This window comes from Faecalibacterium sp. (assembly GCF_052358865.1).
GTDB classification, from domain to species: Bacteria; Bacillota; Clostridia; order Oscillospirales; family Ruminococcaceae; genus Faecalibacterium; species Faecalibacterium butyricigenerans.
Genome location: NZ_DAWCVJ010000034.1, coordinates 1 through 25,650, shown reverse-complemented (window position 1 = coordinate 25,650; position 25,650 = coordinate 1). Strand labels below are relative to the sequence as shown.

At 51.5% G+C, this 25,650-nt stretch carries 23 protein-coding genes and 1 pseudogene; 18 read left to right on the top strand and 6 right to left on the bottom strand.

Going from position 1 to position 25,650, the window contains the following annotated elements:
• From ACT8X9_RS07325 to ACT8X9_RS07265, 13 genes and pseudogenes are all read left to right on the top strand, one after another.
• Positions 1-627, top strand: a 627-nt coding sequence (locus tag ACT8X9_RS07325; protein ID WP_444268572.1) for a type IV secretory system conjugative DNA transfer family protein, incomplete at its 5' end; no start/stop codon positions are given.
• A 47-nt stretch (positions 628-674) separates the two neighbouring features.
• Positions 675-890: a Maff2 family mobile element protein gene (locus tag ACT8X9_RS07320; protein ID WP_005922889.1), complete on the top strand. Its 216-nt coding sequence runs from the start codon at positions 675-677 to the stop codon at positions 888-890.
• A gap of 103 nt (positions 891-993) precedes the next feature.
• Entirely contained in the window at positions 994-1,857 is an 864-nt protein-coding gene (locus tag ACT8X9_RS07315) for a VirB6/TrbL-like conjugal transfer protein, CD1112 family (protein WP_005927770.1), read from the top strand.
• Positions 1,858-1,877: 20 nt separating this feature from the next.
• Positions 1,878-2,303 (top strand): PrgI family protein, encoded by a 426-nt coding sequence (locus ACT8X9_RS07310; RefSeq protein ID WP_227613574.1) that lies wholly within the window; start codon positions 1,878-1,880, stop codon positions 2,301-2,303.
• Positions 2,230-4,632, top strand: coding sequence for a VirB4-like conjugal transfer ATPase, CD1110 family (locus tag ACT8X9_RS07305; RefSeq protein WP_444268571.1), 2,403 nt, complete (start codon positions 2,230-2,232; stop codon positions 4,630-4,632). The genes ACT8X9_RS07310 and ACT8X9_RS07305 overlap by 74 nt, the downstream gene beginning before the upstream one ends.
• Positions 4,629-5,525, top strand: coding sequence for a DNA cytosine methyltransferase (locus tag ACT8X9_RS07300; protein ID WP_444268570.1), 897 nt, complete (start codon positions 4,629-4,631; stop codon positions 5,523-5,525). Before ACT8X9_RS07305 ends, ACT8X9_RS07300 begins: the two co-directional genes overlap by 4 nt.
• Positions 5,522-7,507 (top strand): C40 family peptidase, encoded by a 1,986-nt coding sequence (locus tag ACT8X9_RS07295; protein WP_444268569.1) that lies wholly within the window; start codon positions 5,522-5,524, stop codon positions 7,505-7,507. The genes ACT8X9_RS07300 and ACT8X9_RS07295 overlap by 4 nt, the downstream gene beginning before the upstream one ends.
• A gap of 18 nt (positions 7,508-7,525) precedes the next feature.
• Complete coding sequence (locus tag ACT8X9_RS07290) at positions 7,526-7,777, top strand: DUF4315 family protein (protein WP_005922874.1); 252 nt, start codon at positions 7,526-7,528, stop codon at positions 7,775-7,777.
• Entirely contained in the window at positions 7,767-8,489 is a 723-nt protein-coding gene (locus tag ACT8X9_RS07285; protein ID WP_444268568.1) for a DUF4366 domain-containing protein, read from the top strand. The genes ACT8X9_RS07290 and ACT8X9_RS07285 overlap by 11 nt, the downstream gene beginning before the upstream one ends.
• Positions 8,486-10,558: a DNA topoisomerase 3 gene (locus tag ACT8X9_RS07280; RefSeq protein WP_444268567.1), complete on the top strand. Its 2,073-nt coding sequence runs from the start codon at positions 8,486-8,488 to the stop codon at positions 10,556-10,558. The genes ACT8X9_RS07285 and ACT8X9_RS07280 overlap by 4 nt, the downstream gene beginning before the upstream one ends.
• Positions 10,559-10,663: 105 nt before the next feature.
• Positions 10,664-13,198 (top strand): annotated as a pseudogene (locus tag ACT8X9_RS07275) (YodL domain-containing protein); the annotation flags it as partial.
• 3 nt (positions 13,199-13,201) lie between these two features.
• Positions 13,202-14,146 carry a hypothetical protein gene (locus ACT8X9_RS07270; protein WP_444268566.1) on the top strand — a complete coding sequence of 315 codons (945 nt, stop codon included), beginning with the start codon at positions 13,202-13,204 and terminating at the stop codon, positions 14,144-14,146.
• A 3-nt stretch (positions 14,147-14,149) separates the two neighbouring features.
• Positions 14,150-14,350, top strand: a complete 201-nt coding sequence (locus tag ACT8X9_RS07265) for a transposon-transfer assisting family protein (RefSeq protein WP_444268565.1) — start codon at positions 14,150-14,152, stop codon at positions 14,348-14,350.
• A 108-nt stretch (positions 14,351-14,458) separates the two neighbouring features.
• On the opposite strand, the gene ACT8X9_RS07260 is transcribed toward ACT8X9_RS07265, so the two are convergent.
• The 6 genes from ACT8X9_RS07260 to ACT8X9_RS07235 form a co-directional block, all read right to left on the bottom strand.
• Positions 14,459-15,388 (bottom strand): hypothetical protein, encoded by a 930-nt coding sequence (locus ACT8X9_RS07260; protein WP_444268564.1) that lies wholly within the window; start codon positions 15,386-15,388, stop codon positions 14,459-14,461.
• 22 nt (positions 15,389-15,410) lie between these two features.
• Complete coding sequence (locus ACT8X9_RS07255) at positions 15,411-16,307, bottom strand: BRO-N domain-containing protein (protein WP_444268563.1); 897 nt, start codon at positions 16,305-16,307, stop codon at positions 15,411-15,413.
• A gap of 111 nt (positions 16,308-16,418) precedes the next feature.
• Positions 16,419-17,747, bottom strand: a complete 1,329-nt coding sequence (locus ACT8X9_RS07250) for a relaxase/mobilization nuclease domain-containing protein (protein ID WP_444268562.1) — start codon at positions 17,745-17,747, stop codon at positions 16,419-16,421.
• A complete protein-coding gene (locus ACT8X9_RS07245) occupies positions 17,708-18,037 on the bottom strand; it encodes a plasmid mobilization protein (RefSeq protein WP_444268561.1) in 330 nt (109 codons plus the stop codon). The genes ACT8X9_RS07250 and ACT8X9_RS07245 overlap by 40 nt, the downstream gene beginning before the upstream one ends.
• Positions 18,038-18,249: 212 nt before the next feature.
• Positions 18,250-18,597: a helix-turn-helix transcriptional regulator gene (locus tag ACT8X9_RS07240; protein WP_227613583.1), complete on the bottom strand. Its 348-nt coding sequence runs from the start codon at positions 18,595-18,597 to the stop codon at positions 18,250-18,252.
• Positions 18,598-18,727: 130 nt separating this feature from the next.
• Positions 18,728-19,696: a helix-turn-helix transcriptional regulator gene (locus tag ACT8X9_RS07235; protein ID WP_444268560.1), complete on the bottom strand. Its 969-nt coding sequence runs from the start codon at positions 19,694-19,696 to the stop codon at positions 18,728-18,730.
• Between the two features lie 188 nt (positions 19,697-19,884).
• Here ACT8X9_RS07235 and ACT8X9_RS07230 point away from each other — a divergent pair, with 188 nt between their 5' ends.
• The 5 genes from ACT8X9_RS07230 to ACT8X9_RS07210 all read left to right on the top strand — a co-directional run.
• Positions 19,885-20,496, top strand: coding sequence for an MptD family putative ECF transporter S component (locus ACT8X9_RS07230; RefSeq protein ID WP_444268559.1), 612 nt, complete (start codon positions 19,885-19,887; stop codon positions 20,494-20,496).
• Positions 20,493-21,218, top strand: coding sequence for an energy-coupling factor transporter transmembrane component T (locus ACT8X9_RS07225; protein WP_249241041.1), 726 nt, complete (start codon positions 20,493-20,495; stop codon positions 21,216-21,218). The genes ACT8X9_RS07230 and ACT8X9_RS07225 overlap by 4 nt, the downstream gene beginning before the upstream one ends.
• Entirely contained in the window at positions 21,215-22,687 is a 1,473-nt protein-coding gene (locus tag ACT8X9_RS07220) for an ABC transporter ATP-binding protein (RefSeq protein WP_444268558.1), read from the top strand. Before ACT8X9_RS07225 ends, ACT8X9_RS07220 begins: the two co-directional genes overlap by 4 nt.
• 3 nt (positions 22,688-22,690) lie before the next feature.
• Positions 22,691-24,454, top strand: a complete 1,764-nt coding sequence (locus tag ACT8X9_RS07215; protein WP_444268557.1) for an ABC transporter ATP-binding protein — start codon at positions 22,691-22,693, stop codon at positions 24,452-24,454.
• A partial coding sequence (locus tag ACT8X9_RS07210) for an ABC transporter transmembrane domain-containing protein (protein WP_444268556.1) occupies positions 24,447-25,650 on the top strand: 1,204 nt, incomplete at its 3' end. The genes ACT8X9_RS07215 and ACT8X9_RS07210, both read left to right, overlap by 8 nt.

The following is a 25,650-nucleotide window of genomic DNA, read 5'->3' as shown; positions in this document are numbered from 1 at the left end:
TGTGACCGTGCGGATGATAAATACGGCGGTCGGCTGCCTGTCCATGTGCGGCTGATTCTGGACGAGTTCGCCAACATCGGGCAGATTCCCAACTTCGACAAGCTGATCGCCACCATCCGCAGCCGGGAAATCTCGGCATCCATCATTTTGCAGAGCCAGTCGCAGTTGAAAGCCATCTACAAAGATGCAGCCGAAATCATTTCGGACAACTGCGATTCTGTTCTCTTTTTGAGTGGGCGGGGCAAAAATGCCAAAGAGATCTCCGATGCGCTGGGGAAAGAGACCATCGACAGTTTCAACACCAGCGAGAACCGGGGCTCTCAAACCTCCCACGGACTGAACTATCAAAAATTAGGAAAGGCGTTGATGTCAGAGGACGAAATTGCAATCATGGACGGCGGCAAATGTATTTTGCAGCTGCGGGGCGTGAGGCCGTTCTTCTCGGAGAAGTTCGACATCACCAAGCACCCGCACTACAAATACCTTGCGGACGCGGACAAGAAAAACACCTTTGATGTGGACAGGTTCTTATCCACCCTGCGCCGGAAGCGGCAGCAGGTAGTCGCACAGGACGAAAGTTTTGACCTGTACGAAATCGACCTGTCGGATGAAAATGCAGCCGAATAATTTTATTTTTGAGTGCCGCAGAACAAGCGGCAGAAAGTGAGGACCTTATGGAATTTTTCAACAGCGCAGTTGATACTTTGCAGACGATTGTGGTCGGTCTGGGCGGTGCCCTGTGTGTCTGGGGCGGCATCAACCTGTTGGAGGGCTATGGACAGGATAACCCCGGCAGCAAGAGCCAGGGCGTGAAGCAGCTGGTCGCGGGCGGCGGCGTTGCCCTGATCGGCGTGACCCTTGTCCCGCTGCTGTCCGGGCTGCTGGGCTAAGTCCTGCATCGCTACCTACAATTTTCCGAACAACGAATACTTAAAATCCTACTCCGCGCGCTCCCTCTCACATGGGAGGGCGCGGGAAAGGAGGTATCTTTGCTTGATTAGTGAGATCATCGAGAAATGGATAAAAGGCATTTTGATAGATGGCATCACGGGCAACCTCTCCGGCCTGTTCGATAACGTGAACGCCAAGGTGGGCGAAATCGCTTCGGATGTCGGCTCTACCCCGCAGGCGTGGAACAGCGGCATTTTCAATATGCTGCGTAGTCTTTCCGAAACGGTGGTGCTGCCCATTGCGGCGGCCATCCTTGCCCTTGTGATGTGCCACGAGCTTATCCAGATGATTACCGAGAAGAACAATATGCACGACTTCGACACCTCCATGTTCTTCCGCTGGATTTTCAAGTCTGCCTTTGCCATCCTCATAGTCAGCAACACATGGAACATCGTCATGGGCGTGTTCGATGCCACCCAGAGCGTTGTCAACCAAAGCTCCGGCGTGATCATTGGCGAAACATCCATCCACTTTGACCGCCTGATACCCGGACTGGAATTTCAGCTGGAAAGCATGACCATTGGCAGTCTGCTCAGCCTGTGGTTCCAAACCCTTGTTGTGGGCCTGACCATGAACATCCTGTCCATCTGCATCTTCCTTGTGACCTACGGCCGCATGATTGAGATTTACGTTGTGACCGCACTGGGGCCTATCCCGCTGGCGACCATGGGCAGCAGCGAGTGGCGCAGCACCGGGCAGAACTACTTGAAGTCTTTGCTGGCACTGGGTTTCCAAGCGTTCCTGATTATGATTGTCGTGGGCATCTATGCGGTGCTGATACGCAACATTTCAGGTGCAGCGGACATTGCCGGGGCCATCTGGGGCTGCATGGGCTACACCGTGCTACTCTGTTTCTGTCTGTTCAAGACCGGCAGCATCAGCAAGTCGGTGTTTGGTGCCCACTAAGGCCGAGAAAGGAAAAACGTATGGCGTATGTGACCGTTCCCAAAGATTTGACCCATGTAAAATCCAAAGTCTTATTCGGGCTGACCAAGCGGCAGCTGGTCTGCTTCGGCGGCGCGCTCCTCACGGGCGGGCCGCTTTATTTTTTGGCCCGGAACTATCTTTCCAACAGCGCAGCGGCCCTGCTGATGATTTTTGCCATGCTGCCGGGGCTGCTATTTGCTCTGTTCGAGCGGCACGGCCAGCCCCTTGAAGTAGTGATTCAGCAAATGATTCAGTGCTGCTTTATCCGTCCCAAGGAAAGGCCCTATCAGACCAACAACGCTTACGCCGCCCTTGTGCGGCAATACCAAATGGAACAGGAGGTAAAGGCCATTGTCCAGAAAAACGATACCCCGCGAAAGCGAAAAGCCCAAAAAGCTCACCCGCGCCCAGAAAAAAGAAATTGATACCGTTATCCGCAAGTACAAGGGCGACGGCAAGCCCCGCACGGCACAGGCCACCATCCCGTATGAGGCCATCTACCCGGACGGTGTGTGCCGCATTGACCGACGCACATTCTCCAAGTGCATTGCCTTTGAGGACATCAGTTATCAGCTGGCCCAGCCGGAAACAAGAGCCGCCATCTTTGAACACCTGTGCGACCTCTACAACTATGTGGATGCTTCCATTCATGTGCAGCTGTCTTTTCTCAATCGCAAGGTTGACCCGGTGCAGTACGCAAAAAGTTTTGAGATCGCACCGCAAGGGGATGATTTTGACGACATCCGCGCCGAGTACACCGCCATCCTGCAAAAGCAGCTTGCCAGCGGAAACAACGGCATTGTCAAAACCAAATATCTGACGTTTACCATTGAGGCCGACAGTCTAAAAACAGCGCGGGCCCGTCTGACGCGCATTGGCCTTGACCTGCTGGGCTATTTCAAGACCATGGGCTGTGTGGCACACGTTATGGACGGACAGGAGCGTTTGGAAGTTCTGCACGGCATCTTCCACCCGGACGGCGAACCGTTCCGTTTTGACTGGGACTGGCTGGCACCCTCCGGCCTGTCTACCAAGGATTTTGTGGCCCCGTCCTCCCTCTGTTTCGGTACGGCCAAAACCTTTGGTTTGGGCGGCAAGTATGGAGCCGTGAGCTTTTTACAAATCCTTGCGCCGGAACTTTCGGACGAAATGCTGGCCGACTTCCTCAAAACGGAAAGCGGGATTCTCGTCAATCTCCATGTGCAGGCCATCGACCAGACCGAGGCCATCAAAACCATCAAACGGAAAATCACAGACCTTGATGCTATGAAAATTCAGGAACAGAAAAAGGCTGTCCGTTCCGGGTACGACATGGATATACTCCCCAGCGACCTTGCCACCTACGGCGAGGATGCCAAAAAGCTGCTGAACAAACTGCAAACAAGAAATGAGCGATTGTTCATGCTGACTTTTTTAGTGCTGAACGTGGCCGACACCAAGCAAAAGCTGGGCAACGATGTGTTCCAATCGGCGGGTGTGGCGCAGAAGTACAACTGTTCCCTTGTCCGGCTGGACTACCAGCAGGAGCAGGGCCTTGTGTCCAGCCTGCCGCTGGGCATCAACCAGATAAAGATTCAGCGCAGCCTTACCACCTCCAACGTGGCGGTGTTCGTGCCCTTTGTGACGCAGGAGCTTTTCCAGAGCGGTGCGGCCATGTACTACGGCATCAACGCAAAATCCCACAACATGATCATGCTGGACCGCAAGCAGGCCCGGTGTCCCAACGGCCTAAAGCTGGGCACGCCCGGCAGCGGCAAATCCATGAGCTGCAAGTCCGAAATCGTCAGTGTGTTTTTAACGACTGCTGACGATATTTTTATTTCAGACCCAGAGGCCGAGTATTATCCGCTGGTCAAGCGGCTGCATGGGCAGGTCATCAAACTTTCGCCCACCAGCAAGGACTATGTAAATCCGCTGGACATCAACCTCAACTACTCCGAGGATGATAGTCCTTTGGCCCTAAAATCGGATTTTGTGCTGTCGTTCTGTGAGCTGGTCATGGGCGGCAAAACAGGTCTGGAAGCGATTGAACGCACCGTGATAGACCGTGCCGTGAAAGCTATCTATCGTCCCTATCTGGCGAATCCCTGCCCGGAGAATATGCCGATTTTGTCTGACCTCCACCAAGCCCTGCTCGACCAACACTTGCCGGAAGCGGACCGGGTAGCGCAGGCATTGGACTTGTATGTGTCCGGCTCGCTGAATGTGTTTAATCACAAAACGAATGTGGACATCCACAACCGGCTTGTGGCCTTTGACATCAAAGAGTTAGGAAAACAGTTAAAAAAATTGGGGATGCTCATTATCCAAGACCAGATATGGGGCCGCGTCACCCAGAACCGCAGCCAAGGCCGGGCCACATGGTATTTTGCAGACGAGTTCCACCTTTTGCTGAAAGAGGAACAGACCGCCGCGTACAGTGCCGAGATTTGGAAGCGCTTCCGCAAATGGGGCGGCGTGCCCACAGGCGCCACCCAGAATGTGAAGGATCTTCTTTCTTCCCCGGAGATTGAAAACATTCTGGAAAACAGCGACTTTATCACGCTGCTGAATCAGGCATCCGGCGACCGCAAAATCCTTTCGGAACGGCTGAACCTCTCCGCAGACCAGCAGAAGTACATCGACAATTCCGAACCGGGCGAAGGACTGCTGATTTTTGAAAATGTGGTGCTGCCGTTTTCCAACCCCATTCCGAAAAACACCCAGCTCTATAAGATCATGACCACCCGGCTCAGCGAGGTGGTGGAGCTATGAGCTTAACACATTTCAGCTTGTTTTCCGGCATCGGCGGCATCGACCTTGCCGCGGAAGCAGCGGGGTTTACCTCTGTCTGTCAATGCGAGTGGGCGGCATTTCCCGCCGCTGTGCTGGCAAGCCACTGGCCGGAAGTGCCCCGTTTTCAGGACATCACCACTGTAACAAAGGAGGCTTTCTTTGAAAAAACAGGACTTCACACCGTCACCCTCATTTCAGGTGGCTTCCCGTGCCAGCCGTTCTCAACCGCAGGGCGGCAGCGCGGCTTCCACGATGAACGCTACCTGTGGCCCGAAATGCTGCGGGTCATCCGGGAATTGCAGCCCCGTTGGGTGCTTGGAGAAAATGTTGCTGGCTTCCTCCGTATGGGGCTCGACAAAACGCTCATTGACTTGGAGCAGGCAGGTTACGATGTTCGGGTTTTCGTATTACCTGCTGCTGCCGTTGGCGCGTGGCACGAACGGAAACGGGTATTCATCATCGGCTCCGCTGCTTCCCACACCCCTTGCCAGCGACACCGGGGATGTGGGCAAGGGGTTGGACATCCAAATCTCTGCGAACGGCAGCTATCGCAAGATGAACAAGGATGGCAAAGCATGGACGGCGCGGCTCTCTCATGTGGTCTACCGCATGACCCCCACCACGCTGGAAAGGCCCTACCTCAACCCGGACTGGGTAGAGTGGCTGATGGGTTTCCCGCGCAAATGGACGGACATTCCCTTTGGGCCGAAGAACCCGCCGACATCCCGCGCCTGACCGAAGAGGTGCCGAACCGCAGCAAGCGGATGAAAACACTGGGCAATGCAGTTTCGCCGCCGCAGGTGTTCCCGATTCTCAAATACATTGCGGACATTGAAACGGGCCGCTGTCCGATGGGAGGTGAAGAACCTTGAAAGAATTGCAGGCAAAAGCCAAAGTCACCCAGACCATGACCCGTGACGGTCTGGCGGTGGAAAATCAAGCGGACAGCACTGTAGAGAATGTTTCCAGTCGGGAAGCGGAACAGGACTACTCCACGGATGCTGAGGGCAAGGCCGAAAAAATTCTGGAACGGGCCGAGGACATCAAGGACGGGCATAAAAATAAAAAGAAAGCGAAAAAGGCAGCAGAAACAGCGGCCACCGCTGAAAGTGAAGATGGTCTGCACCGTTCCGCTGCCCGTTTGGAATTGACCGAGGAAGAACGGGCAGACCCGGCGTTGCAGCCGTTTATTCAAAAAGCGGAAGCAAAGGCTGACAAACTGGATGCGGCCCGCGCTGCTCTGCCGAAGAAGCGTGTCCCGGTCAAGGAAAAAGTTTACGATGCAGCCAGCGGCAAGGCAAAATCCACCCTGCGGTTTGAGCAGCAGGACAAAGGCCCACCCAGCCTGAAACCAAACCCGGCCAGTCGGCCGCTGTCGGAAGCATTGCTGTTTGCTCACGGAAAAATCCACGAGGTCGAACACGAAAATGTGGGTGTAGAGGGCGGCCACAAGGGAGAAGAACTGGTGGAGCGGCAGACGGCCAAGGCCATCCGCAGCGGCATCCGACACCACAAGATGAAGCCCTACAAGGCTGTGGAAAAGGCAGAGCGTCAGCTCATGTCTGCCAATGCAGAATACTTTTACCAGAAATCCTTGCGGGACAATCCGCAAATTGCACAGGCGGCCAGCAACCCCATTTCCCGGATGTGGCAGAAACGGCGTATCAAACAGCAGTATGCCAAAGCTGCACGGCAGGCCGGCCAAGCCGCCGCGCAGGGTGCAGCCGCCACCGCAGAGAACGGTTTCCGGGTAACAAAACTGGCAGCCGATGGCGGCGAACGGGTAGCCGAATTTGCGGCCCAGAACTGGAAAACCATTCTGATCGTGGCGGTGTTCGGTCTGCTGGCTCTGCTCTTGATAACGGGTTTGCAGTCCTGCACCGTGATGGCGGGCACCGCTGGAACCGGCGTGACGGCATCCTCTTATTTTTCCAAGGACAAGGATATGCTGGGTGCAGAGAAAGCCTACGCCAAGCTGGAACAAAAACTGCAACGGTATCTCGACACCTACGAGGCCACCCACAACTACGATGAATACCATTTTTATCTGGACGAAATCGAGCATGACCCCTATGTGCTGATCTCCATTTTGTCCGCGCTCCATGATGGCGTTTTTACATTGGCCGAGGTGCAGGGCGAACTTGAAATGCTCTTTGCAAAGCAGTACATCCTGACCGAGACCGTGACCATGCAGATACGTTACCGTACAAAAATGATGGTCATTATTGGCCCATATGGCGTGCCGCAAGTTATCACCTACCAAGAACCGTATGAATACTACATCTGCACGGTCAAGCTGAAGAACAAGGATTTATCCCACCTACCCGTGGAAGTACTGACCGAAGAACAGCTTAGTGCCTATTCGCTCTATATGCGCACGCTGGGCAACCGGCCGGATTTGTTTGGCAAAGCGCAATACCCCAATGCGTCCACCATCAAACAGCCCACCTACTACGATATTCTCCCGGAAGCACTAAAGGATGATAGGTTTGCCGCCATGATGGAGGAAGCCACGAAGTACATCGGCTACCCGTATGTGTGGGGCGGCAGTTCGCCCAGCACCAGCTTTGATTGCAGCGGCTACATTTCGTGGGTGCTGAATCATTCCGGCTGGAACGTGGGACGCCAGACCGCACAGGTCCTTTACAACCTCTGTACTCCTGTTTCGACAGCGCAGGTCAAACCGGGCGACCTTGTGTTTTTCAAGGGAACCTACGATACCCCCGGCGTGAGCCATTGCGGCATCTATGTGGGCAATTCCATCATGCTGCACTGCGGCGACCCCATCTCTTACACAAATCTCAACTCAAAATATTGGCAGGAACATTTTTACAGCTATGGGCGTTTACCGTGACGCCAGAAAGGATTTTGTATGGCAAAAAGACTTTCCCGCATTGAGCGCGACATTGAACGGCTCAAAGAAAAAATCTCCGAATACCAGCAGCAGTTGAAAGAACTGGAAGCTGCAAAGACCGAACAGGAAAATCTTCAAATCATTCAGCTGGTGCGCAGCATGAACATGACGCCGGACGAGTTTGCAGCCTTCCTGCGCAGCGGTGCGCTGAACGCGGCACCCACCGTCACCCCGTACCACAAACAGGAGGATGCCGCCGATGAAACCTGACAACTGGAACCGCTTCGCTGCCGGACTGCTGGCTATCCTGCTCTGCCTCTGCTCCTTTTCCATGCCCGCTTTCGCAAGCGGTACTGACCCTGCCCCGGAACCTCTGCCGGAGATTATCGAAGAAGAACCCACCACGGGCGGCATGGAGCCGGAGGGCGTGCCCATCACGCCCAAGGGCAACGCAACACTGGTGGATGATTTTTACGGCGACAAGCAGCTTATCACTGTGACCACTAAAGCCGGGAATTATTTTTACATTCTCATTGACCGAGCCAACGAGGACAAAGAAACCTCTGTCCACTTCCTGAACCAAGTGGATGATGCCGACTTGCTGGCTCTGCTGGATGAAGAACCGCAGGAAACCGAAGTCTGCACCTGCACCGTGAAATGTGAGGCCGGGGATGTCAATGAAAACTGCCCCTTGTGTGAAAAGAGCCTGCGCAACTGCATGGCCCCGGAAGCGGTGAAAACTGACACCGAAACGCCGCAGGAAAAGCCGAAGTCCAACATGGGCAGTCTGATGATCCTACTGGTGCTGGCTCTGGCTGGCGGTGGTGCGGCCCTCTATTATTTCAAGTTCCGCAAGCCCAAGGCCGATACCACCGGGCACGATGATCTGGACGAATACGATTTTGGCGAGGACGAAGATGCAGACGAGGAACCGGCTGAAATCGAGATTCATTCGGAGGATGGACAGGAGAACGAAACATGAACTTTCAGCTGGTGATTGCCGAAAAGCCCAGTGTGGCCCGCAGCATTGCCGCCGTGATCGGAGCCACTGAAAAGCAAAACGGCTACTGGCAGGGCGGCGGGTATCTGGTCAGCTGGTGCATCGGGCATCTGGTGTCCTTTGCGGAAGCGGGCCAGTACGATGAAAAATACTGTAAATGGCGGTATGAGGATTTGCCCATCCAGCCCCAGTCGTGGCAGTTCATTGTCCCGGACGAAAAGAAACAGCAGTTTGAAATCGTCCGCGCCCTGCTCAACCGCCCGGACGTGGACAGCGTGACCGCCGCGACCGACGCAGGCCGGGAGGGAGAACTGATTTTCCGTTTCGTCTACCAAATGGCCGGCTGCACGAAACCTGTGAAGCGGCTCTGGATTTCCAGCATGGAGGATGCTGCTATCCGGGAGGGCTTCGCAAACCTGCGCCCGGATTCGGACTACGATGCGCTATACCAGTCGGCCCTCTGCCGTGCAAAGGCGGATTGGCTGGTGGGTATCAATGCAACACGGCTGTTTTCGGTGCTGTATCACAAGACCCTGACGGTGGGCCGGGTGCAGACCCCGACACTGAAAATGCTGGTGGACCGGGATGCAAAAATCCTGCGCTTCCAGAAAGAAAAGTATTATACAGTCGGCATTCAGTCCGGCAGCCTGAAAGCGTACAGCGGGCGCATTGCGGTTGCAGAAATCGCAAATTCTCTCAAAGAAAAATGCACGGGTACAACTGCCGTCTGTACTTCTGTCAAGCGGGAGAAAAAGACAGAACAGCCGCCCAAACTCTATGACCTGACCACTTTGCAGCGGGAGGCAAACCGTCTGTTCGGTTTCACGGCAAAGCAGACCCTTGACTACGCCCAGCAGCTTTACGAAAAGAAACTGCTGACCTATCCCCGCACAGACAGCCAATATCTGGCCGAGGACATGGGCCGGACAGCACAACATCTTGTGTCTGACCTACTGGGGCTGCTGCCCTTTGCCCAAGGGCTTGACTTGACCCCGGAAGTGGGCCGGATTCTGAACAGCAAAAAGGTATCGGACCACCACGCCATCATCCCCACGTCCGAATTTGTAAAGCAGGGTTTCACTGGTCTTGCCGAGAGTGAATGCAAGCTGATGAACCTTGTCTGCTCCAAACTGCTCTGCGCGATAGCCGCGCCCCATGAGTACGAAACTGTGACTGCTGTGTTCTCCTGCGCCGGGAACGAGTTCACCGCCAAGGGAAAGACGGTGCTTGTCCCCGGTTGGAAAGAGATCGACCAGAGGTTCCGCTCCACCCTGAAAGCAGATACCGAGGAAGAAGTGCTGAACACCCTGCCGGAACTGGCCGAGGGGCAAAGTTTTTCTGTGGTGGCTGACATTTCAGAACATTTCACGTCCCCGCCGAAAGCCTACACCGAAGATACGCTCCTGTCAGCAATGGAGCGGGCCGGGGCCGAGGATATGCCGGAAAACGCAGAACGCAAGGGGCTGGGCACTCCGGCCACCCGTGCCGCGATTCTGGAAAAACTGGTGCAAATGGGCTTTGTGCAGCGCAAGGGCAAGCAGCTTGTCCCCACCAAGGACGGCATCAATCTGGCGGTGGTTCTGCCGGAAAGCCTGACCTCTCCCGCTCTGACTGCTGAATGGGAAAGCCGTCTGACCGAGATTGCCAAGGGCAATGCAGACCCGGACGAGTTCATGGCCGAAATTGAAGCGCAGGTGCGTCAGCTGATCAAGACCTACTCCTGCATCAGCGCGGACAAACAAAACCTGTTCCAGTCGGAACGGGTTATCATCGGCAAGTGTCCCCGGTGTGGTGAAAACGTCTACGAGGGCAAGAAAAACTTCTACTGCGGGAACCGTAGCTGTCAGTTCGTGATGTGGAAGAATGACCGCTTCTTTGAGCAGCGCAAAAAGGCGTTCACGCCGAAGATCGCCGCTGCTCTGCTCAAAAACGGTAAGGCAAAGGTAAAGGGCCTCTATTCCGAAAAGACAGGCAAAACCTATGATGCAACGGTGCTTCTAGCAGATACGGGAGGCAAGTACGTCAATTACCGGGTAGAGCGCAAAGAGTAAGGCAAAAATACGAGGGCCGGTTATGGTAAGGTGAAGCATTCATTTTGCCATAACCGGCTCTCTCTATCTGTAGGATAGCAAAATAAAGGAGTTTACATCATGGAGCAGAAAGTTATTCCCATTATCCTGAACGGAAAGGACAGCGCGGAACGCATGAAAGAAATTACGGACCGGCTGGAAACAGGGATTCAGCAGTTGTTCGACAGCGACCGCTACAAAGCCTACCTCACCACGATGGCGAAGTTTCACAATTACAGCTTCAACAACACCTTGCTGATCGCCATGCAGGGCGGACAGCTGGTGGCGGGTTTCAACAAGTGGAAAGACACGTTCCACCGCACCGTAAAGAAAGGCGAAAAAGGCATCAAAATTCTGGCCCCTGCGCCCTACAAGGTCAAGCAGAAGATGGAAAAGCTGGACGAACAGGGCAAGCCGATTCTGGATAAGGATGGAAAGCCGTTGACTGAGGAGAAAACGGTGCAGATTCCGGCCTTTAAGGTGGTTTCCGTGTTCGATGTCAGCCAGACCGAGGGCGAACCGCTGCCCTCTATCGCGGTGAATGAACTGTCCGGCAGCGTGCAGGACTATCAAGATTTTTTCAAAGCGTTGGAGCAAGCTTCCCCGGTGCCCATCGGGTTTGAGGACATAGAGGGCGGGGCGCACGGTTACTTTCATCTGCTCGACAACCGCATTGCAATTCAGGAGGGCATGAGCCAGCTGCAAACCATCAAAACGGCCATCCACGAGATTGCCCATGCCAAGCTGCACGCCATCGACCCGAACGCCCCGGAACAGACCAACCGCCCGGACAGCCGCACCCGCGAGGTACAGGCCGAAAGTGTGGCCTATGCCGTCTGCCAGCACTATGGGCTGGACACATCCGAATATTCCTTTGGCTATGTGGCCGGGTGGAGTTCTGGCCGGGAACTGGCCGAACTGAAAGCCTCTCTGGAAATTATCCGCAGCGCGGCCCATGAGCTGATCTCCGCGCTGGACGAACATCTGGCAGAACTTCGCCAGCAGCGGGAAGCAGACCTTTCCGCTGCACAGGAGGCCGCATTTGCACTGGATAATGGCAATACGCTGTTCATCCAGACCTGCGATTCTGGCTATGACTACACTCTGTATGGCCCGGACCACACGGCTCTGGACGGTGGGCAGCTGGACGCGCCCGGTCTGACCCTGCCGGATGCCGGGCAGGAAGCACTTAATCTGCTGGGGCAGACAGCCGCGGTGGCGGAAGTTCTGTTGGGCGATAAGCTGGCGGCGTTCCAAGAGGCGGCGGAAAAAGCAAATGAACTTTCTGCCCCGGAAGCAGAAAAAGCCGCTGCGACAGATTTATCCGCAGAGCCTACGGTCACGATTCTGTGGAGTGAAAGCGACAAGCTGCAGGACGGCGAAATCATGCCGCTGTCTGTGGCAAACCGCGTTTTTGAAGAACTGGACACCGCCCAGCACACAGACCGGGAAAAGGATGGTTACGAGGGTGGCTGGTACGACAAGACCGCGTTCCGCATTGATTTTACCCTGAACGGTCAGCCCGACAACTACGAGGGGCGGCAGGATTTCGGTGACGGAGAGGGCTCTTTGGTTCAGCACATCCAGAACTACCACGAATACTACGCCAAAGATGAAAACTGGAAGAATTTTGTTCTGCACAACAAAGGCCCGGAAGCGTGGGAGCAGGACAAGGCAGAGCGGGAAATGGTGCTGACCGAGTTTATTCCGTACCTCAAACAGCACTGCAATCTTTCGGCTATGGAGCAGACGGCCACCACCGCTTTGCGGGAAGGACAGAATATTTTGCCGGAACAGACTTCCTATTACACTGCGGTTGTGGCCTATGTGCAGGACTGCCGCTCGATGCTCAACCAAGGCCGGTATGACTTGCCGGAACCGCCCAAGCTGGCCGACTTTGACCAGAGCTTGCAGGACTACGAGGCGCAGGTACAGGCCGAGATCGCGCAGGAAGCGGCCGCTGCTGGAATGACCGTGGAGGAATACGCGGCGGCAGGTTTTGAGGCACCGCAGCAGGACAGCTTTTCCATCTACCAGCTGCGCAATGAGGATTCCACCCGTGATTATCGTTTTGAGCCTTACGACCGCCTGCAGGCTGCCGGTTTGACCGTGGATAAGGCCAGCTATACGGAAGTATACGCCGCGCCGCTGACTGCTGGCACCACGTTGGAGGACATCTACCGCACATTCAATGTGGACTATCCGGCAGATTTCAAGGGACACTCGCTGTCTGTTTCGGATGTGGTGGTGCTGCACCAGAATGGGCAGGACACCGCCCACTACTGCGACAGTGTGGGCTTCCAGCAGGTGCCGGAGTTCTTGAGGGAAAATCCGCTGCGCACCGCAGAGCTTTCCACCGAACAGAACGAAAACATGATTGACGGTGTGCTGAACAATGCGCCCTCTTTAGGTGAGTTGGAAGCCAAAGCAAAGGCCGGAGAACAAATTTCTCTGACGGACCTTGCCGCCGCAGTCAAGGCCGAGGAAAAGGCACCGAAAGCCAAGAAGTCCCGCACAGCCAAGCCGAAAAAGCCATCCATCCGGGCACAGCTGGATGCCGCAAAAAAAGAGCAGAGCAAGCAAACACCGCCACGGGAAAAGACAAAAGAATTGGAGGTGTAAACCGTGCAGAAGTTTGAAAATATGGACTTGATCGCTGCGCTGGAAGCCATTATGCACCAGAACACCGCATACTATCAGAGCGATTTTGCCTATGACATCAAGATGCTGCGGGAGGCCGCCCGCAGCGACCAGCCGGAAGATAAGCTGCTGTTGTGGCTGTCCCGGCCCTCTGGAACATTCTGCTTCCGGGAACGGGACGTGCTGCTCAAAGACACGCAAGCCTACAACACATGGAAATTCTGCGGCGAGCAGACCTGCGACAGGATCCTTGCCTATGCGGTGGAGTTGACCGGCGCGGCCAACGGAACTGTGCAAGGCAATCTGTATGAACTGGACTATCAGCAGCATTTCCAGCATATCCGGGATGCCGCTCTGCTTGTGGGTGCCAATCGCCTGATCTACGAAAGCGGGATGCGGGAGATTGGCCCGAAAGAGCATTTCGACAGCCGCCCGGATAAATATTTCGGGGAGTTCGTGCGGCATGAAATGCAGACCCGTGACCCGGAACTTCTGCAAACGGCCATCCGGCAGGAGCAGCGCAGTCGGGAATCTGCACAGCCCGGTGATTTCAAAGAACACCTTGCGGCATTGCACACCGGGCTGATCGAGGCCGAGGCACAGCGTATCGTAGCCGATATGAAGCGTCTGGCTGCTCCCAACAGCCCGGACAAGAATCATTTCATGGTAGAGGTATCGCCCTATTTCACCAAGCTGGCATCCAGCCGGGACACGAACCAGCTGCTTGCCATGCTACCGTATAAATCTTTACATCTGTCCAGCGTAAAAGACCGTTTTGGCATCTACGCGCTGATTGACAAAAACGAAAACCGGGACAAGGGCATCTGCAAGCCCCGCACTTCCGTCCGCAAGCAGCTTTCCGAAACAAAACAGGCCGCCAGCCCGAAAAAGGCAGCGGCCCGCAGCAAGCAACACGAAATGGAGGTCTGACACATGAATTTTAGCGTGGAAGAAGAAAATTTGATCTGTATGTACCACACCTCTGACCGCCGCCGCACGATGGCACGGATGCTGGCCGCCCTGCCGGATATGGACACAGAAATGCGGCGGCTGGCAAACGGCACCATTGCACAATTGGAGCAAATGACCGATGTTGACTTTGACGGACAGCGGTTTGATTTTACGGGTGAATAATACCGCTAGCTCGACAACCGCACATTATTTTTAATCAAAGTAATGTGTCGTTGTCAACACAGAAATAGCCGGACACGGTGGCCCTGTGGCTGCTGTGTCCGGCTGTTTTTATTTTCGAGGGTGTTCTTTAGCTAATTGTTTTTCTTCCTCTTTCCATTTTTTTGTCGTTTCTAAGAACCACATTCGCTGTCTGGGGTTTGCCAGTCTCCGCATAGTAGTGATTTCATCCATGATTCCCTGTCCCCATTTAACATCAATCAAACCTATACGGTGATAAGTTATTTCGCTTGTGCATCGTTCAATCTTGGCATGACCTTCATTCTCTGGTAACAACGTATATGGATATTGTAGTCGTGCAATCGTTTGAGAATCTTTTGTCTTTGGATTGCTTTCGTCCCAACATAACAAGATAAATTGTCCACTGTTAAATCGAAATACATACGATAGGAGTAGCCCCTCCATGGATTCGATTTCCATTTCTTTTCTTGGAAAGATTTTTCCAGTTGAATAATTGATAAATTCAACCATACTATTTGATAGAAAGACAGGCTTTTCTGCCCATTGTAGTTTTAGATTTCCAAAGAAGTAATCTGGAACAGGTGATGTGTTTACAGCCAGCCCTGCCAAAATAGATACATTTGAAAGCGGTGTAGCAAGAGTTTCATTTAATAAAAACTCCCGGACATCTTTTGTGAAAAACGATGTGTCTCCATGATGCGAACGCAAATCATTAAAGGCATATTTTAATAGTACCTTTTGAAGCAAAACATAGTTGTATTGAAAATCCAATATTGCATCTTCACTATAATCTACAACAAAATACTGTTCAATAAACTCCCGTGCATAATTGTCAATATATGAAAGTTTTTGATTGTTACACACTGAACATACATCTTTCACAACAGGGTCTGATGCATACGCTTTTCCTCTCGCATTATCTATGGTTGCAAAACATTCTGGAAATAAATCCAGTACGCTACTAGAAATAATATGCTCTTTAGTATAATCTGATCGTTCTCCACAGTATGCACAACTCATATATCCCCCTGATTTGGTAATTTCACTTCTTACTATCCTTTTCCTCTGGCAGTTCGGCGGCATCTGCTACAATGTCAGTTACAAGCTGCTGGAAGTCAACCGCATTCTTTTCCGTGATAACGGGTTTGCCGGTTTCCGCTTCAAGAGCCTGCCGCGCAATGCCAGCCACTTTGCCGCCACGTTTGGCAACCTGCTTGTTTTCTTCAAAGGTCTGCGGCTTTGCAGTCTTGGAAATATCCGTGGTGGAGGCTTCGGCCAGCATGGTCAGCACAAGTTCCAAATCAGTCATGTTGTCCCGGAGATTTTCTTTCGTCAGCCCTTTCAGCCGCTTGTACTGCCCTGTGGTCATGCCAGACCATGCGCGGGAGATTTCATCGGTCAGGATAGCATACTCCTTGCCCTTTTGCACTCCACGCTTCTTCCATTCATCCGTCAGTTCGTTTCGGATGCGGATTGCCAAAAGCCGCTGATGAATCCATTCTTCGGAGTAGCCTTTTTTCAAATAGGTATCAAGCGCGCGGTCGATGGCCTGCTCCGGGTCGATGGTTTCCTCGATGCGTTCCTTGCCCACCATTGCCAGCCATGCCTTGAACGGTTCAGCTTTCGGGGACGGGATGGACTGTATAATGCGCAGGAGTTGTTCAGTGTTGGCAACATCAGTTTTACGCTTTTTTCCATCTGTTGCCGTCATTTTCAACTGCTGACAATTTGTCAGCAGTTCATCTGCGCCTTCTTCTTTTAGACGCTGTTTGAGCTTTGCCCAATAGTTACTTGCACCGCGCGCAGTAGTTTGGTCAGTCAAAACTGCAATAACATCTGTAATCGAAAAATACCATTCTTCCTTTTCTGCATCCCATGCAGTGCGGATTTTCTGATCTTCAAAAAGCTGGATAGAGCTGTTATCGTTCGCTTCTGCCATAGAGGGTTCCTCGCTTTCGTTGTCTAAGTCTATTTTACATGATTTCGGGCGGAAACGCCACCCGGTCTAAGCGTTTGGGATTCAAAAATCCGAACAATATTTTGTGCAGATTTACCGTTCCTGCATCTGCTCCTTTCCCGGTGCTGTCCGCAGAATGCCGTCCACATTCTGCTTTATGATGCCATACTCCTGCATCTGGCGTTTGGCATCATTGTACTGCCGCTGCAACTGGTCTTTCTGCTCGGCCAGTTGCTTATACTCGTTTTTCAGGGCATAGAGGTCGGGCAGCTTTTGAAAGCCCTGCTCTTTTAGAGCTTTCGCCGCTGCTTCATAGAGAATCAAGGTTCCTTCATGCTTACGTCGGAACTGCTTTTTGTCAACAGCCCGCTGATACTCCTGCAACAGTGGGTGCAGTTCCTTACAGGTGGTGACATCCTTTATCAGCACGGCCATTTCTGCAAGTCGGCGCTCTGCTGCTTTCAATGCGGCGGCAGCTTCGGTGCTGGCGGCGGTGATCTCGGCCACCCGGCTTTCCAAATCCGGGTAGCTTTCGATTTCATGCTCGGTCAGGAAGTTCAACGTCCGGGCAGCCTGTTTCAGATTGTGGAGTTTTGCCCACTTCTCATACCCTGCAGACTGCTGGGCCTTGATGCTGTTCTCCAAATCAATCCACAGCGAAATTTTGCGGTTTTCTTTGGGCTTCCGCTCCGCAAACCGCCCTTTGATGCGCTCGGTGATAGCTTCCTCGGTGTAGGCTTCGCCCAGCGTTTTGCAGCGGGTGAACCGTTCCTGTCCGGGCGCACGGAACGACACATACTTGCCCCTCTTGATCTCATAGCTTTGCTCCTGCAGGAGCCGCAGAAAATCGTCAAAATCCTTGGCCTGCGGGATGGTGGTATCTATGACAGCTTTCAGCTTCGCCTTCCAGCTTGTGCCCTTGCGGTGCGCGTCCCACTCGGCATAGCTCTTGCCCCGGTCTTGACCGGGCATCACCACGGACAGGCCGTGTTCCTTGCAAAGTCGGTCACTGGTGCGCCGGATATAAGCATAGCTCCGCCGGTTGGAAACATACTTCCGCTGGTTCACCATGTCCACAGCACAGAAAATGATGTGGTTGTGGACGTGCCCCTTGTCAATGTGCGTTGTCAGCACATAGGGGTATTTGCCTTGCAGGACTTCATCTGCAAGCTGTCGGCCAATCTCGTGGGCCTGCTCCGGCGTGGTTTCGCCCGGCGCAAAAGACTGTATCAAGTGGTGGGCCAGATTGTTGCCTTTCTGCATGGCCTGTGACAGCAGCAGTTCAAATTCGATGTCGGCGGTTTCGTAGGAGCAGGCAAAGGAGGATACCAGCATTTTTTCATCCGTCTTGACCTGATTCTCGATATAGTCCAGTGCCTTTTTCAGCGTTGACTTGATAGGATGTATCTTTGTAACTGCCATATCTGCGCCAGCGCTCCTTTGATGTCCGCAACATCTTGTGCATACAGCGGCCCCATACTGTTCAGCCGCCGCGCGATCTGATTGACGTTGACACCAATCTTTTGCAGTTCGGCGGTTTGCGCCCGGATGTCGGTGGTGTCGATGTGGACAACATAACCGTCTATCAGCATCTTCCGGGCGTATGCAGAAAAGTTCCGGGTATGCAGCAGAGCCATCTTCTGCCGGATAAGTTCCCGTTCCTCCGGCGTCACGGGAACACGCAGAACAATTTTTCGGGTTCGGTTCGTCATAGTTTCACCTCGTTTCTTGGGGGTCTGGGGTACTCCCCAGCAAGCATTTCTGCCGGGAGTGGCTACACTCCCTATGCTTGCTACGTTACCTTTCCCCACTACTATGACACCACAACACCCCCGTTCTGCTCGCAAAATGCAAAAAAATAAGAGGACGCTTTTTGCATCCTCTCAATGACCATGCGTGACCGTTTAGACACACAGTTTTCTTTTTACTGTTGATGAATCCGCAGAGCACCATCAATGGCACCTTCTACGATAGGTAAGTATTCTTCCGGGCAAAGCTGCAGCTTGTGGCTGACCCTCTGACGCTCCACACTTTCTTCCCGCATGAGTTCCGGGTTGAAGTACCGCTCCACGGGCAGGCCGCATATTTTTATCAGCTGAATCACCACCGGCAGGCTGGGCAGCGTGCCTTCGTTCTCGATATTCGCAAGATACCGACTGTCACAATGTATCATGTCAGCCAGCGCACTGCGGGAAAGCTGTTTTGCTTTTCGTGCTGCCTTGACATCCGCTCCGAACGTTTCAAAGCCGGGACAGTCCTCGATTTTCGCCATTCTGCATCACCCATATACATTTTATAGTTCATGGATGATTGGCGAAATGATGCAAAATCCATTCAGCTTACACTTTATAGTTCCACTTGAAAATCAGACGCGCGCGCCAGAGTTTATTCTGGCTCTCATTCTACTTTCGTTGCGCGATTTTTCTATACTCTAATGGCAACAATCCAGTGCTTTTGCGGAACAATTCTGCAAATCGGCTTGAAGTGGAATACCCCACTGTTTGGGCAACTTGTCCGACTGTCAGCTCTGTGTATGCCAGCAGATATTCTGCTTGGCTCATGCGCCGCTGCTGAATATACTCTGTGATGGTGCAGTCGTGGTATTTCTTAAAACAGCTTTTCAGTTTCGTTGTCCCCATGCAGGCAATCTGCGTCAGCCTTTCAAGAGGAATGTCAAAAGCATAATGGTCACTAAGGTATGAAGCGACCGTCTGGATACTTTCTATATCCTGCTGCGAGAGCTTATGAACTGGTTTATCAGGATGCTTCTTCTGATATTCCACTACCATTGAAACTGCTTCTGCGACTTTTCCCTCATAAAAAAGTTTTGCGGCAATCCCTTCTCCGCGATAGTCCTTAATCTCCGTAAGCAACCGTGACATCGCAGGAAAATCTGATGTTTGGTCGATTTTGCGGAAGGCGTCAATCGGATTGATCTGTGCCTCAGGGTACAGTTTCTTCAGATAATCTTCATAATATGCGGGTGCAATCTCGATTCCAACCGAACGGATTGGAATGTTCTTATGTATCAAAGCCTTGTATGGCGCATAGCCTCCGATAAACGTTTTGATGCAGCCGGCAGACAGTCTGCGGTATGGCGATAACTCTTCCCCGGAGATAGAATCATACTGCGTAATACTCAAACATTCTGGCAAAGAACATTCCAGCATGAAATCCTTGTGGAAAGAAAAATTGTGAATTTTAATATCGTATAGGTCTTTCTGTCCATAAGTCCAGTAGGTACCTTCTCCGACTTCGGGAGAAAGTTTCCAGCAGATACCCAATGCCCCGTATTGCTGGTTATCCGAGTCACGGATAAAACCGTGTTCCGCAAGCAGGGGCGCATAAAGCTGATCGATGATTTCAGACATGAAAGTAGACCGCCTCCTTTTTTACAACGATTGGACGAACCTTTGAAAGGAACGGACGAACATCGCCGAAACCTATTGAATGCTGTTCGTCACAAGTGTACCGTATTAGATAACGGTTAGCAGCATCTAATCGAAGAATATCACAAACCGCTTGTCGCGTCAAGACAACGAAAGGTAGGAGGCTCAAAATGAGTAATCAAGTAAATTCTCTGAACAAAGGTCTGACTGTGAAAGACCTTGTAACAACTGGCATTTTTACCGCACTGTTATTTGTTTTTGTATTGGTGGGCGGTGTCTTTTTTGCAACGAATCCCGTGCTTACTTTTTTCATGCCGGCAGGAGGTGGGCTGCTTGCTGGCCCCATTTATCTTTTGCTGATTGCAAAAGTACATAAGCGTTGGAGCCTTTCTATAATGGGCGTTATCATGGGTATTATTTGGTTCGTGACTGGTATGCACTGGGCTTTTGCATTGGGCTACCTGATCATGGCGATTGTCGCGGACTTTGTTGCTGGCGCAGGACAGTACAAAAGCAAAAAACTCAACAGCCTGTCTTATATCCTGTTCTCCCTCGGTGGCACTGGTTCATATATCGTGTTCTTTGTTGACCCCAACGGCTGGGCGCAGACCATGCTGGGAAACGGAACTGAGCAGAGTTACATCGACACCATGCAGGCAACTGCAAATACCGGCATCCTGATTGCCATGTTTGCTGCTGTTATCATTACATCTGCGATCAGCGCTTTTGTAGGCTGCAAAATGCTGAAAAAGCAGTTTGAGAAAGCAGGTATTACAGCATGAGCGGTAAACGCCACAAGAAAGGTCTTTGGCTCGACCCACGGGCCAAGCTCTTTCTTATCCTTATGTGTGTTTTATCGTCCATGTTTGCTCCTTCACTTGCATATCAATTTGTCCTTGTTATGCTGATTGCGGTATTGGGGGCTTTCTTTGGAAAGTGGAAATATGTCATTAAGGCTGTATGCTTTTATGCGGTCATCTGTGCCCTGACAGTTTGGATCATGGCAGAAATGACAGGCACGCTGCGGACAATGTTTATTGCCTTTTTAGGATTGTTTCATAAGGTCTATGCGTGTGGAACCTTGGCCGGGATTGTTCTGACTACTACAAAAGTCAATGAGTTCCTGTCTGCTATGAACCGTCTCCACGCACCCAAAAAGTTAGTAATTCCTATGGCAGTTATGCTACGGTACATTCCAACTATTCAAGAGGACTGGCGCTATATCAAGGACGCTATGCGGATGAGAGATGTTTCACCTTCTCTGGCGAGCTTTTTAGCACATCCGGGCATGACAGTTGAGTGTATTTATGTGCCTTTGTTGATGGCAGCTTCAAAAGCAGCAGATGATCTTTCTGTTGCTTCTGTCACCCGTGGAATTGAAAATCCCAATCCACGCACCTGCCTTGTCCAGATAAAATGCGGAGCTGCCGACTGGGGCGTCATGGCCGTTGCCGTAGCTTATCTGATTTTTGAATTATGTGTGCGGGGAGGTGTGATCGGTTGATTGAGTTTGAAAATGTATCGTTTTCCTATACAGGACAGGAACATGGCGGGCTGCATGACATCAATTTGAAAATTTCGGACGGAGAATGTGTCCTGTTCTGTGGCCGCAGCGGGTGCGGAAAAACAACGATCACAAGGCTGGTGAATGGACTGATCCCTCAGTTTTATCAGGGAGATATTCATGGTCGTGTTCTGGTAGATGGTCAGGAAATCAGCAATATCCCCATGTATCAGATTGCCGCTAAGGTCGGCTCCGTTTTCCAAAATCCACGGACACAGTTTTTCAATGTGGACACAGACAGCGAGATTGCCTTTGGCATTGAGAACGAGGCTCGTCCTCCACAGGAGCTGATAGAGCGAGTGGAACAGACAGCCGACGATCTGCGTATTCAAAAGCTGCGGAACAGGAATATTTTTGAACTGTCCGGCGGTGAAAAGCAGAAAATCGCCTTCGCTTCTGTTTATGCCATGAACCCACAGATTTATTTGCTGGATGAACCGTCCTCCAATTTGGATATGACTTCCATTCAGGAGTTGAGAGAGCATTTGCGGCTGATAAAAAAGCAGGGCAAAACGGTTTTGATAGCAGAACACCGGCTGTACTACCTGATGGAACTGGCCGACCGAGTCGTTTATCTGGAAAAAGGAGAAATCAAAGGGATTTATACCCCGGAAGAATTTCGGCAGCTATCGGAACATGAGCGTGAACACATGGGGCTGCGGGCTGTTGATCTACAGGCGGTATTCCCGCCAAAAGCCCACTTGCCTGCGCTTACCCCTGTATTGGAACTGCGGAATGTGACGCTCCGTTACAAGAAACAAACCATTTTGCATGACATTGTCCTATCCGCAGGAAAGGGCGAAGTGATTGGCGTGGTCGGCCACAATGGAGCCGGAAAGACTACATTTTCTCGCGCTCTCTGTGGGCTTCACAAAGACTGCGATGGACAATTTTTGTGGGAAAGCAAGCCGATTGAGCGTAAGGAAAGGCTGCAACGCTCTTATATGGTCATGCAGGATGTGAACTATGAGCTTTTCGCTGACAGCGTAGAAGCAGAATGTTCCTTTGGTATACGCAATCCAGATCAAACACTGGTAAATGCAACTTTGGAGGAATTGGGCCTTACCCCATACCGGGAGCGCCATCCAAACACGCTTTCCGGCGGTCAAAAGCAACGAGTAGCAGTAGCTGTCAGCATGATTTGTGGGAAAGACTTGCTTGTATTTGATGAACCGACCAGCGGTCTTGACTTTGACAGTATGACGCAGGTGGCGGGACTGATCCGGCGATTATCCGATATGGGAAAAGTCATTTTCATTGTCACCCATGATTTTGAGTTTGTCTGCCGTACCTGTTCTCGTGTCTTGCATTTTGACGAAGGCGAAATGCCCGATGACGTATCAGTTACAATGGAGGCCCTCCCGAAATTGAGAGAGCTTTTCTCTGTTTCAGATGGAAAGGAGAGGTAGTCTATGAAGCAGAAAAAAGAAAACAGTATGGCATTGCTGCTCCATTGGGCCGGAGAACAGAAATTTTGGTTGTTTCTGGCAATCCTGCTGTCCATGTGCAGCGGGCTGTGTATTATTGTCCCATACATTGGGATTTACAGGTTGATGGATGCCACATTCAACAATGCCTGCACAAAAGAACTTGTGGTGCAGACTGTGGCAATGATTGCCGCTGCTGTCACCCTGCGTTTTGTACTGTTCGGATGTTCCGGCGTGGCTGCCCATAAAGGCGCGTATGGCGCACTGTTCAAAGTGCGCTGTATGGTGGCGGAACACATGGCCAGAGCGCCTTTGGGTGCCCTAAATGAACGGCGCACAGGGGATATTAAAACGGTTCTGAATGAAGATATTGAAAAGCTGGAGCTCTTTCTGGCGCATAATCTTCCCGACCTTGTGTGCTATCTGGTTGGACCGGTAGTCATCTTTATTTATTTGATGACCGTTAATGTTCCATTGGCGTTGATTTCCCTTATCCCTCTGGTTCTGGCCGTGGTAGTAATGGGGATAATGTTCCGCAATACAGATGACCTGATGGAACGAGCCAACCAATCCATTACTGCACTGAACTCCGTTATGATTGAATACATCAGCGGAATGAAACTGATTAAAGCCTATAACATGGGGAGTAAGTCGTTCCGAAAATTGTCTGACGCAATCCAAGAGGAAAACGCCATGTGGAATGAGACTTCCCGGCGTATGGGGCCTCCATATGCCGCATTTGTCGTTATCATTGAATGTGGAATGCTGCTGATGGTTCCGATAGGCGGGATGTTTTTCCTGAAAGGTTCGCTGACAGCCAGTGCGCTTCTGTTGTTTGTGTATGTCGGCTCTATGTATTTAACGGAAATTCGACCTTTGCAGGAATTGGGAACAAACTTTGCAAATGTACTGAACGCGATTACCAAAACCAAAGAAATACTGGATATTCCGATTTATGAGGGTGGAACAGACTTCCCCCAAAAACATGATATTGAACTTCGGAATGTACGATTTTCTTATGACGGTAAAACCGATGTACTGCATGGTGTCAACCTCAAAATCCATGATGGTGAGCGCATGGCTCTTGTGGGCCGATCTGGTGCCGGTAAAAGCACTGTGATTGAACTTATTTCCCGGTTCTACGATGTGCAGGAAGGCGAAGTGCTGATTGGCGGCAAAAATGTCGAGGAACTTGACTACGATACCATTCTGAAAAATATAGCCATCGTGTTTCAAAAGACTTTCCTCACCCGTGACAGTGTGCTGGAAAATATCCGCATGGGTAGTAACGCTACTCTGGAAGAAGTGCGGGCTGCTGCAAAAGAGGCACAGATTGATGACTTTATCATGTCCCTGCCGGATGGATATGACACAAAAGTGGGCAGTTTCGGCTCCCGCTTTTCCGGCGGAGAAAAGCAGCGGATTGCGATTGCCCGCGCAATTCTGAAAAATGCACCCATCTTGATTTTGGACGAGGCCACAAGTGCCTCTGACCCGGAAAATCAGATGGAGATTGATAAAGCCATTCAAAATCTATGCAAAGGCAAAACAGTTATTGTAGTAGCACATCGTTTGAGTGCTTTGAAAATGTGCAACCGGGTGGCTGTGGTGGAAAACCATACAATTACCAGCGTTGGTACCCATGAGGAAGTTCGGAAGAACAACGCCTACTATCGAAAAGCGTGGGATGACTACGAAACAGCCCGGAATATCACTTATCAGTTGGAGGGCGGTGAGCAGCATGAATGAGCATGATGTATTGAAAAAGAACCGCAATTTCTATATTGGTGTCGGCGGAACCGTTCTGGAAGGAATTCTCTCCGGCAGCCTGTTTATGCTGCTTTACTCTGTTATGCAGTTTTTGTGGTCGAGTCAATTTGATATGAACCGAGTTCTGACTCTGACTGGTATCATTGCAGTGATTTTTCTTCTCCGTATCCTGATTTACAGCTATGGTTATACCAAAGCGCAGATTGGCGGTGCAGAGGTCAGCAAGAATATTCGGCTTTTTATGGGTGACCATTTGAAGCGCATCCCACTGTCCCGGTTTACGCAGGGACAGACCGGCGATTATATCAACACCATCACAAGCGATGTAAACAACTATGAAAAAATTCTGACTCATAAGGTCGGAGATTTGGCAAAGAATTTTGCCTTGTCGTTCATGTTGATCGTTTTTGTTATGACGATTTATGTCCCGGCTGGAATTATTCTGTTGATTGCTGACCTTCTTTTAATCCCCGGCTTGTGGCTTTCTTTCCGCATGGTGCAGAAATACGGAAAAGAAAAGAACGATATTTGTGCGGAGAATGTCAGCAGCATTGTTGAATATGTTTCTGGCATTCAGACTTTCCGTGCTTATGGTGTAGGCGGTATGAAGAACAAAACCGTTATTAACGCCATGCGGGAGTTTAGCCGTATTAGTTTTGTATACGAGGCAAAAGTGCTGCCGATTGGTACAGGATTTGGCATCTTGAGCTGGCTATCCTGTCCGCTGGTTATCTGGCTGGCTTATACACCTTGGGCTGCGGGGACGCTGAACACGGTAGACTACCTTTTGATTTGTATGCTGCCCTTGTTCTGTGCAAAGCTGGCCAACTCGATTTTTGTAGACCTCACCAGTTATAAAAACCTGATGATTTCGAAGAACAAAATCTTGGGTGTAATGAATGAGCCGGAGGAAACAGGCAGTATGGAGCCGCTTCACACAATCACCCATGAAATCATCTTTGACAATGTAGATTTTTCGTATGTACCCGGTGAGCCGGTACTAAAGCATGCTACCTTTACGGTGCCGGATCAAAAACTCACAGCCATTGTCGGAGACTCTGGTTCTGGCAAATCCACCATTTTGAACCTGATTGCAAAATATTACGAAGCAACGGGCGGGACGATTTCTATTGGAGGTAAGCCCATTAACCATGTAGCCGCCGAGCGGGTTCTGG

Bases quoted from the DNA above. Each gene is read 5' to 3' on its own strand.
- ACT8X9_RS07320 (WP_005922889.1), top strand. From the start codon at position 675: ATGGAATTTTTCAACAGCGCAGTTGATACTTTGCAGACGATTGTGGTC.
- ACT8X9_RS07225 (WP_249241041.1), top strand. From the start codon at position 20,493: ATGAGCGGTAAACGCCACAAGAAAGGTCTTTGGCTCGACCCACGGGCC.
- ACT8X9_RS07300 (WP_444268570.1), top strand. From the start codon at position 4,629: ATGAGCTTAACACATTTCAGCTTGTTTTCCGGCATCGGCGGCATCGAC.
- ACT8X9_RS07250 (WP_444268562.1), bottom strand. From the start codon at position 17,747: ATGGCAGTTACAAAGATACATCCTATCAAGTCAACGCTGAAAAAGGCA.
- ACT8X9_RS07230 (WP_444268559.1), top strand. From the start codon at position 19,885: ATGAGTAATCAAGTAAATTCTCTGAACAAAGGTCTGACTGTGAAAGAC.
- ACT8X9_RS07240 (WP_227613583.1), bottom strand. From the start codon at position 18,597: ATGGCGAAAATCGAGGACTGTCCCGGCTTTGAAACGTTCGGAGCGGAT.
- ACT8X9_RS07235 (WP_444268560.1), bottom strand. From the start codon at position 19,696: ATGTCTGAAATCATCGATCAGCTTTATGCGCCCCTGCTTGCGGAACAC.
- ACT8X9_RS07255 (WP_444268563.1), bottom strand. From the start codon at position 16,307: ATGGCAGAAGCGAACGATAACAGCTCTATCCAGCTTTTTGAAGATCAG.
- ACT8X9_RS07215 (WP_444268557.1), top strand. From the start codon at position 22,691: ATGAAGCAGAAAAAAGAAAACAGTATGGCATTGCTGCTCCATTGGGCC.
- ACT8X9_RS07245 (WP_444268561.1), bottom strand. From the start codon at position 18,037: ATGACGAACCGAACCCGAAAAATTGTTCTGCGTGTTCCCGTGACGCCG.
- ACT8X9_RS07280 (WP_444268567.1), top strand. From the start codon at position 8,486: ATGAACTTTCAGCTGGTGATTGCCGAAAAGCCCAGTGTGGCCCGCAGC.
- ACT8X9_RS07285 (WP_444268568.1), top strand. From the start codon at position 7,767: ATGAAACCTGACAACTGGAACCGCTTCGCTGCCGGACTGCTGGCTATC.
- ACT8X9_RS07265 (WP_444268565.1), top strand. From the start codon at position 14,150: ATGAATTTTAGCGTGGAAGAAGAAAATTTGATCTGTATGTACCACACC.
- ACT8X9_RS07290 (WP_005922874.1), top strand. From the start codon at position 7,526: ATGGCAAAAAGACTTTCCCGCATTGAGCGCGACATTGAACGGCTCAAA.
- ACT8X9_RS07310 (WP_227613574.1), top strand. From the start codon at position 1,878: ATGGCGTATGTGACCGTTCCCAAAGATTTGACCCATGTAAAATCCAAA.
- ACT8X9_RS07260 (WP_444268564.1), bottom strand. From the start codon at position 15,388: ATGAGTTGTGCATACTGTGGAGAACGATCAGATTATACTAAAGAGCAT.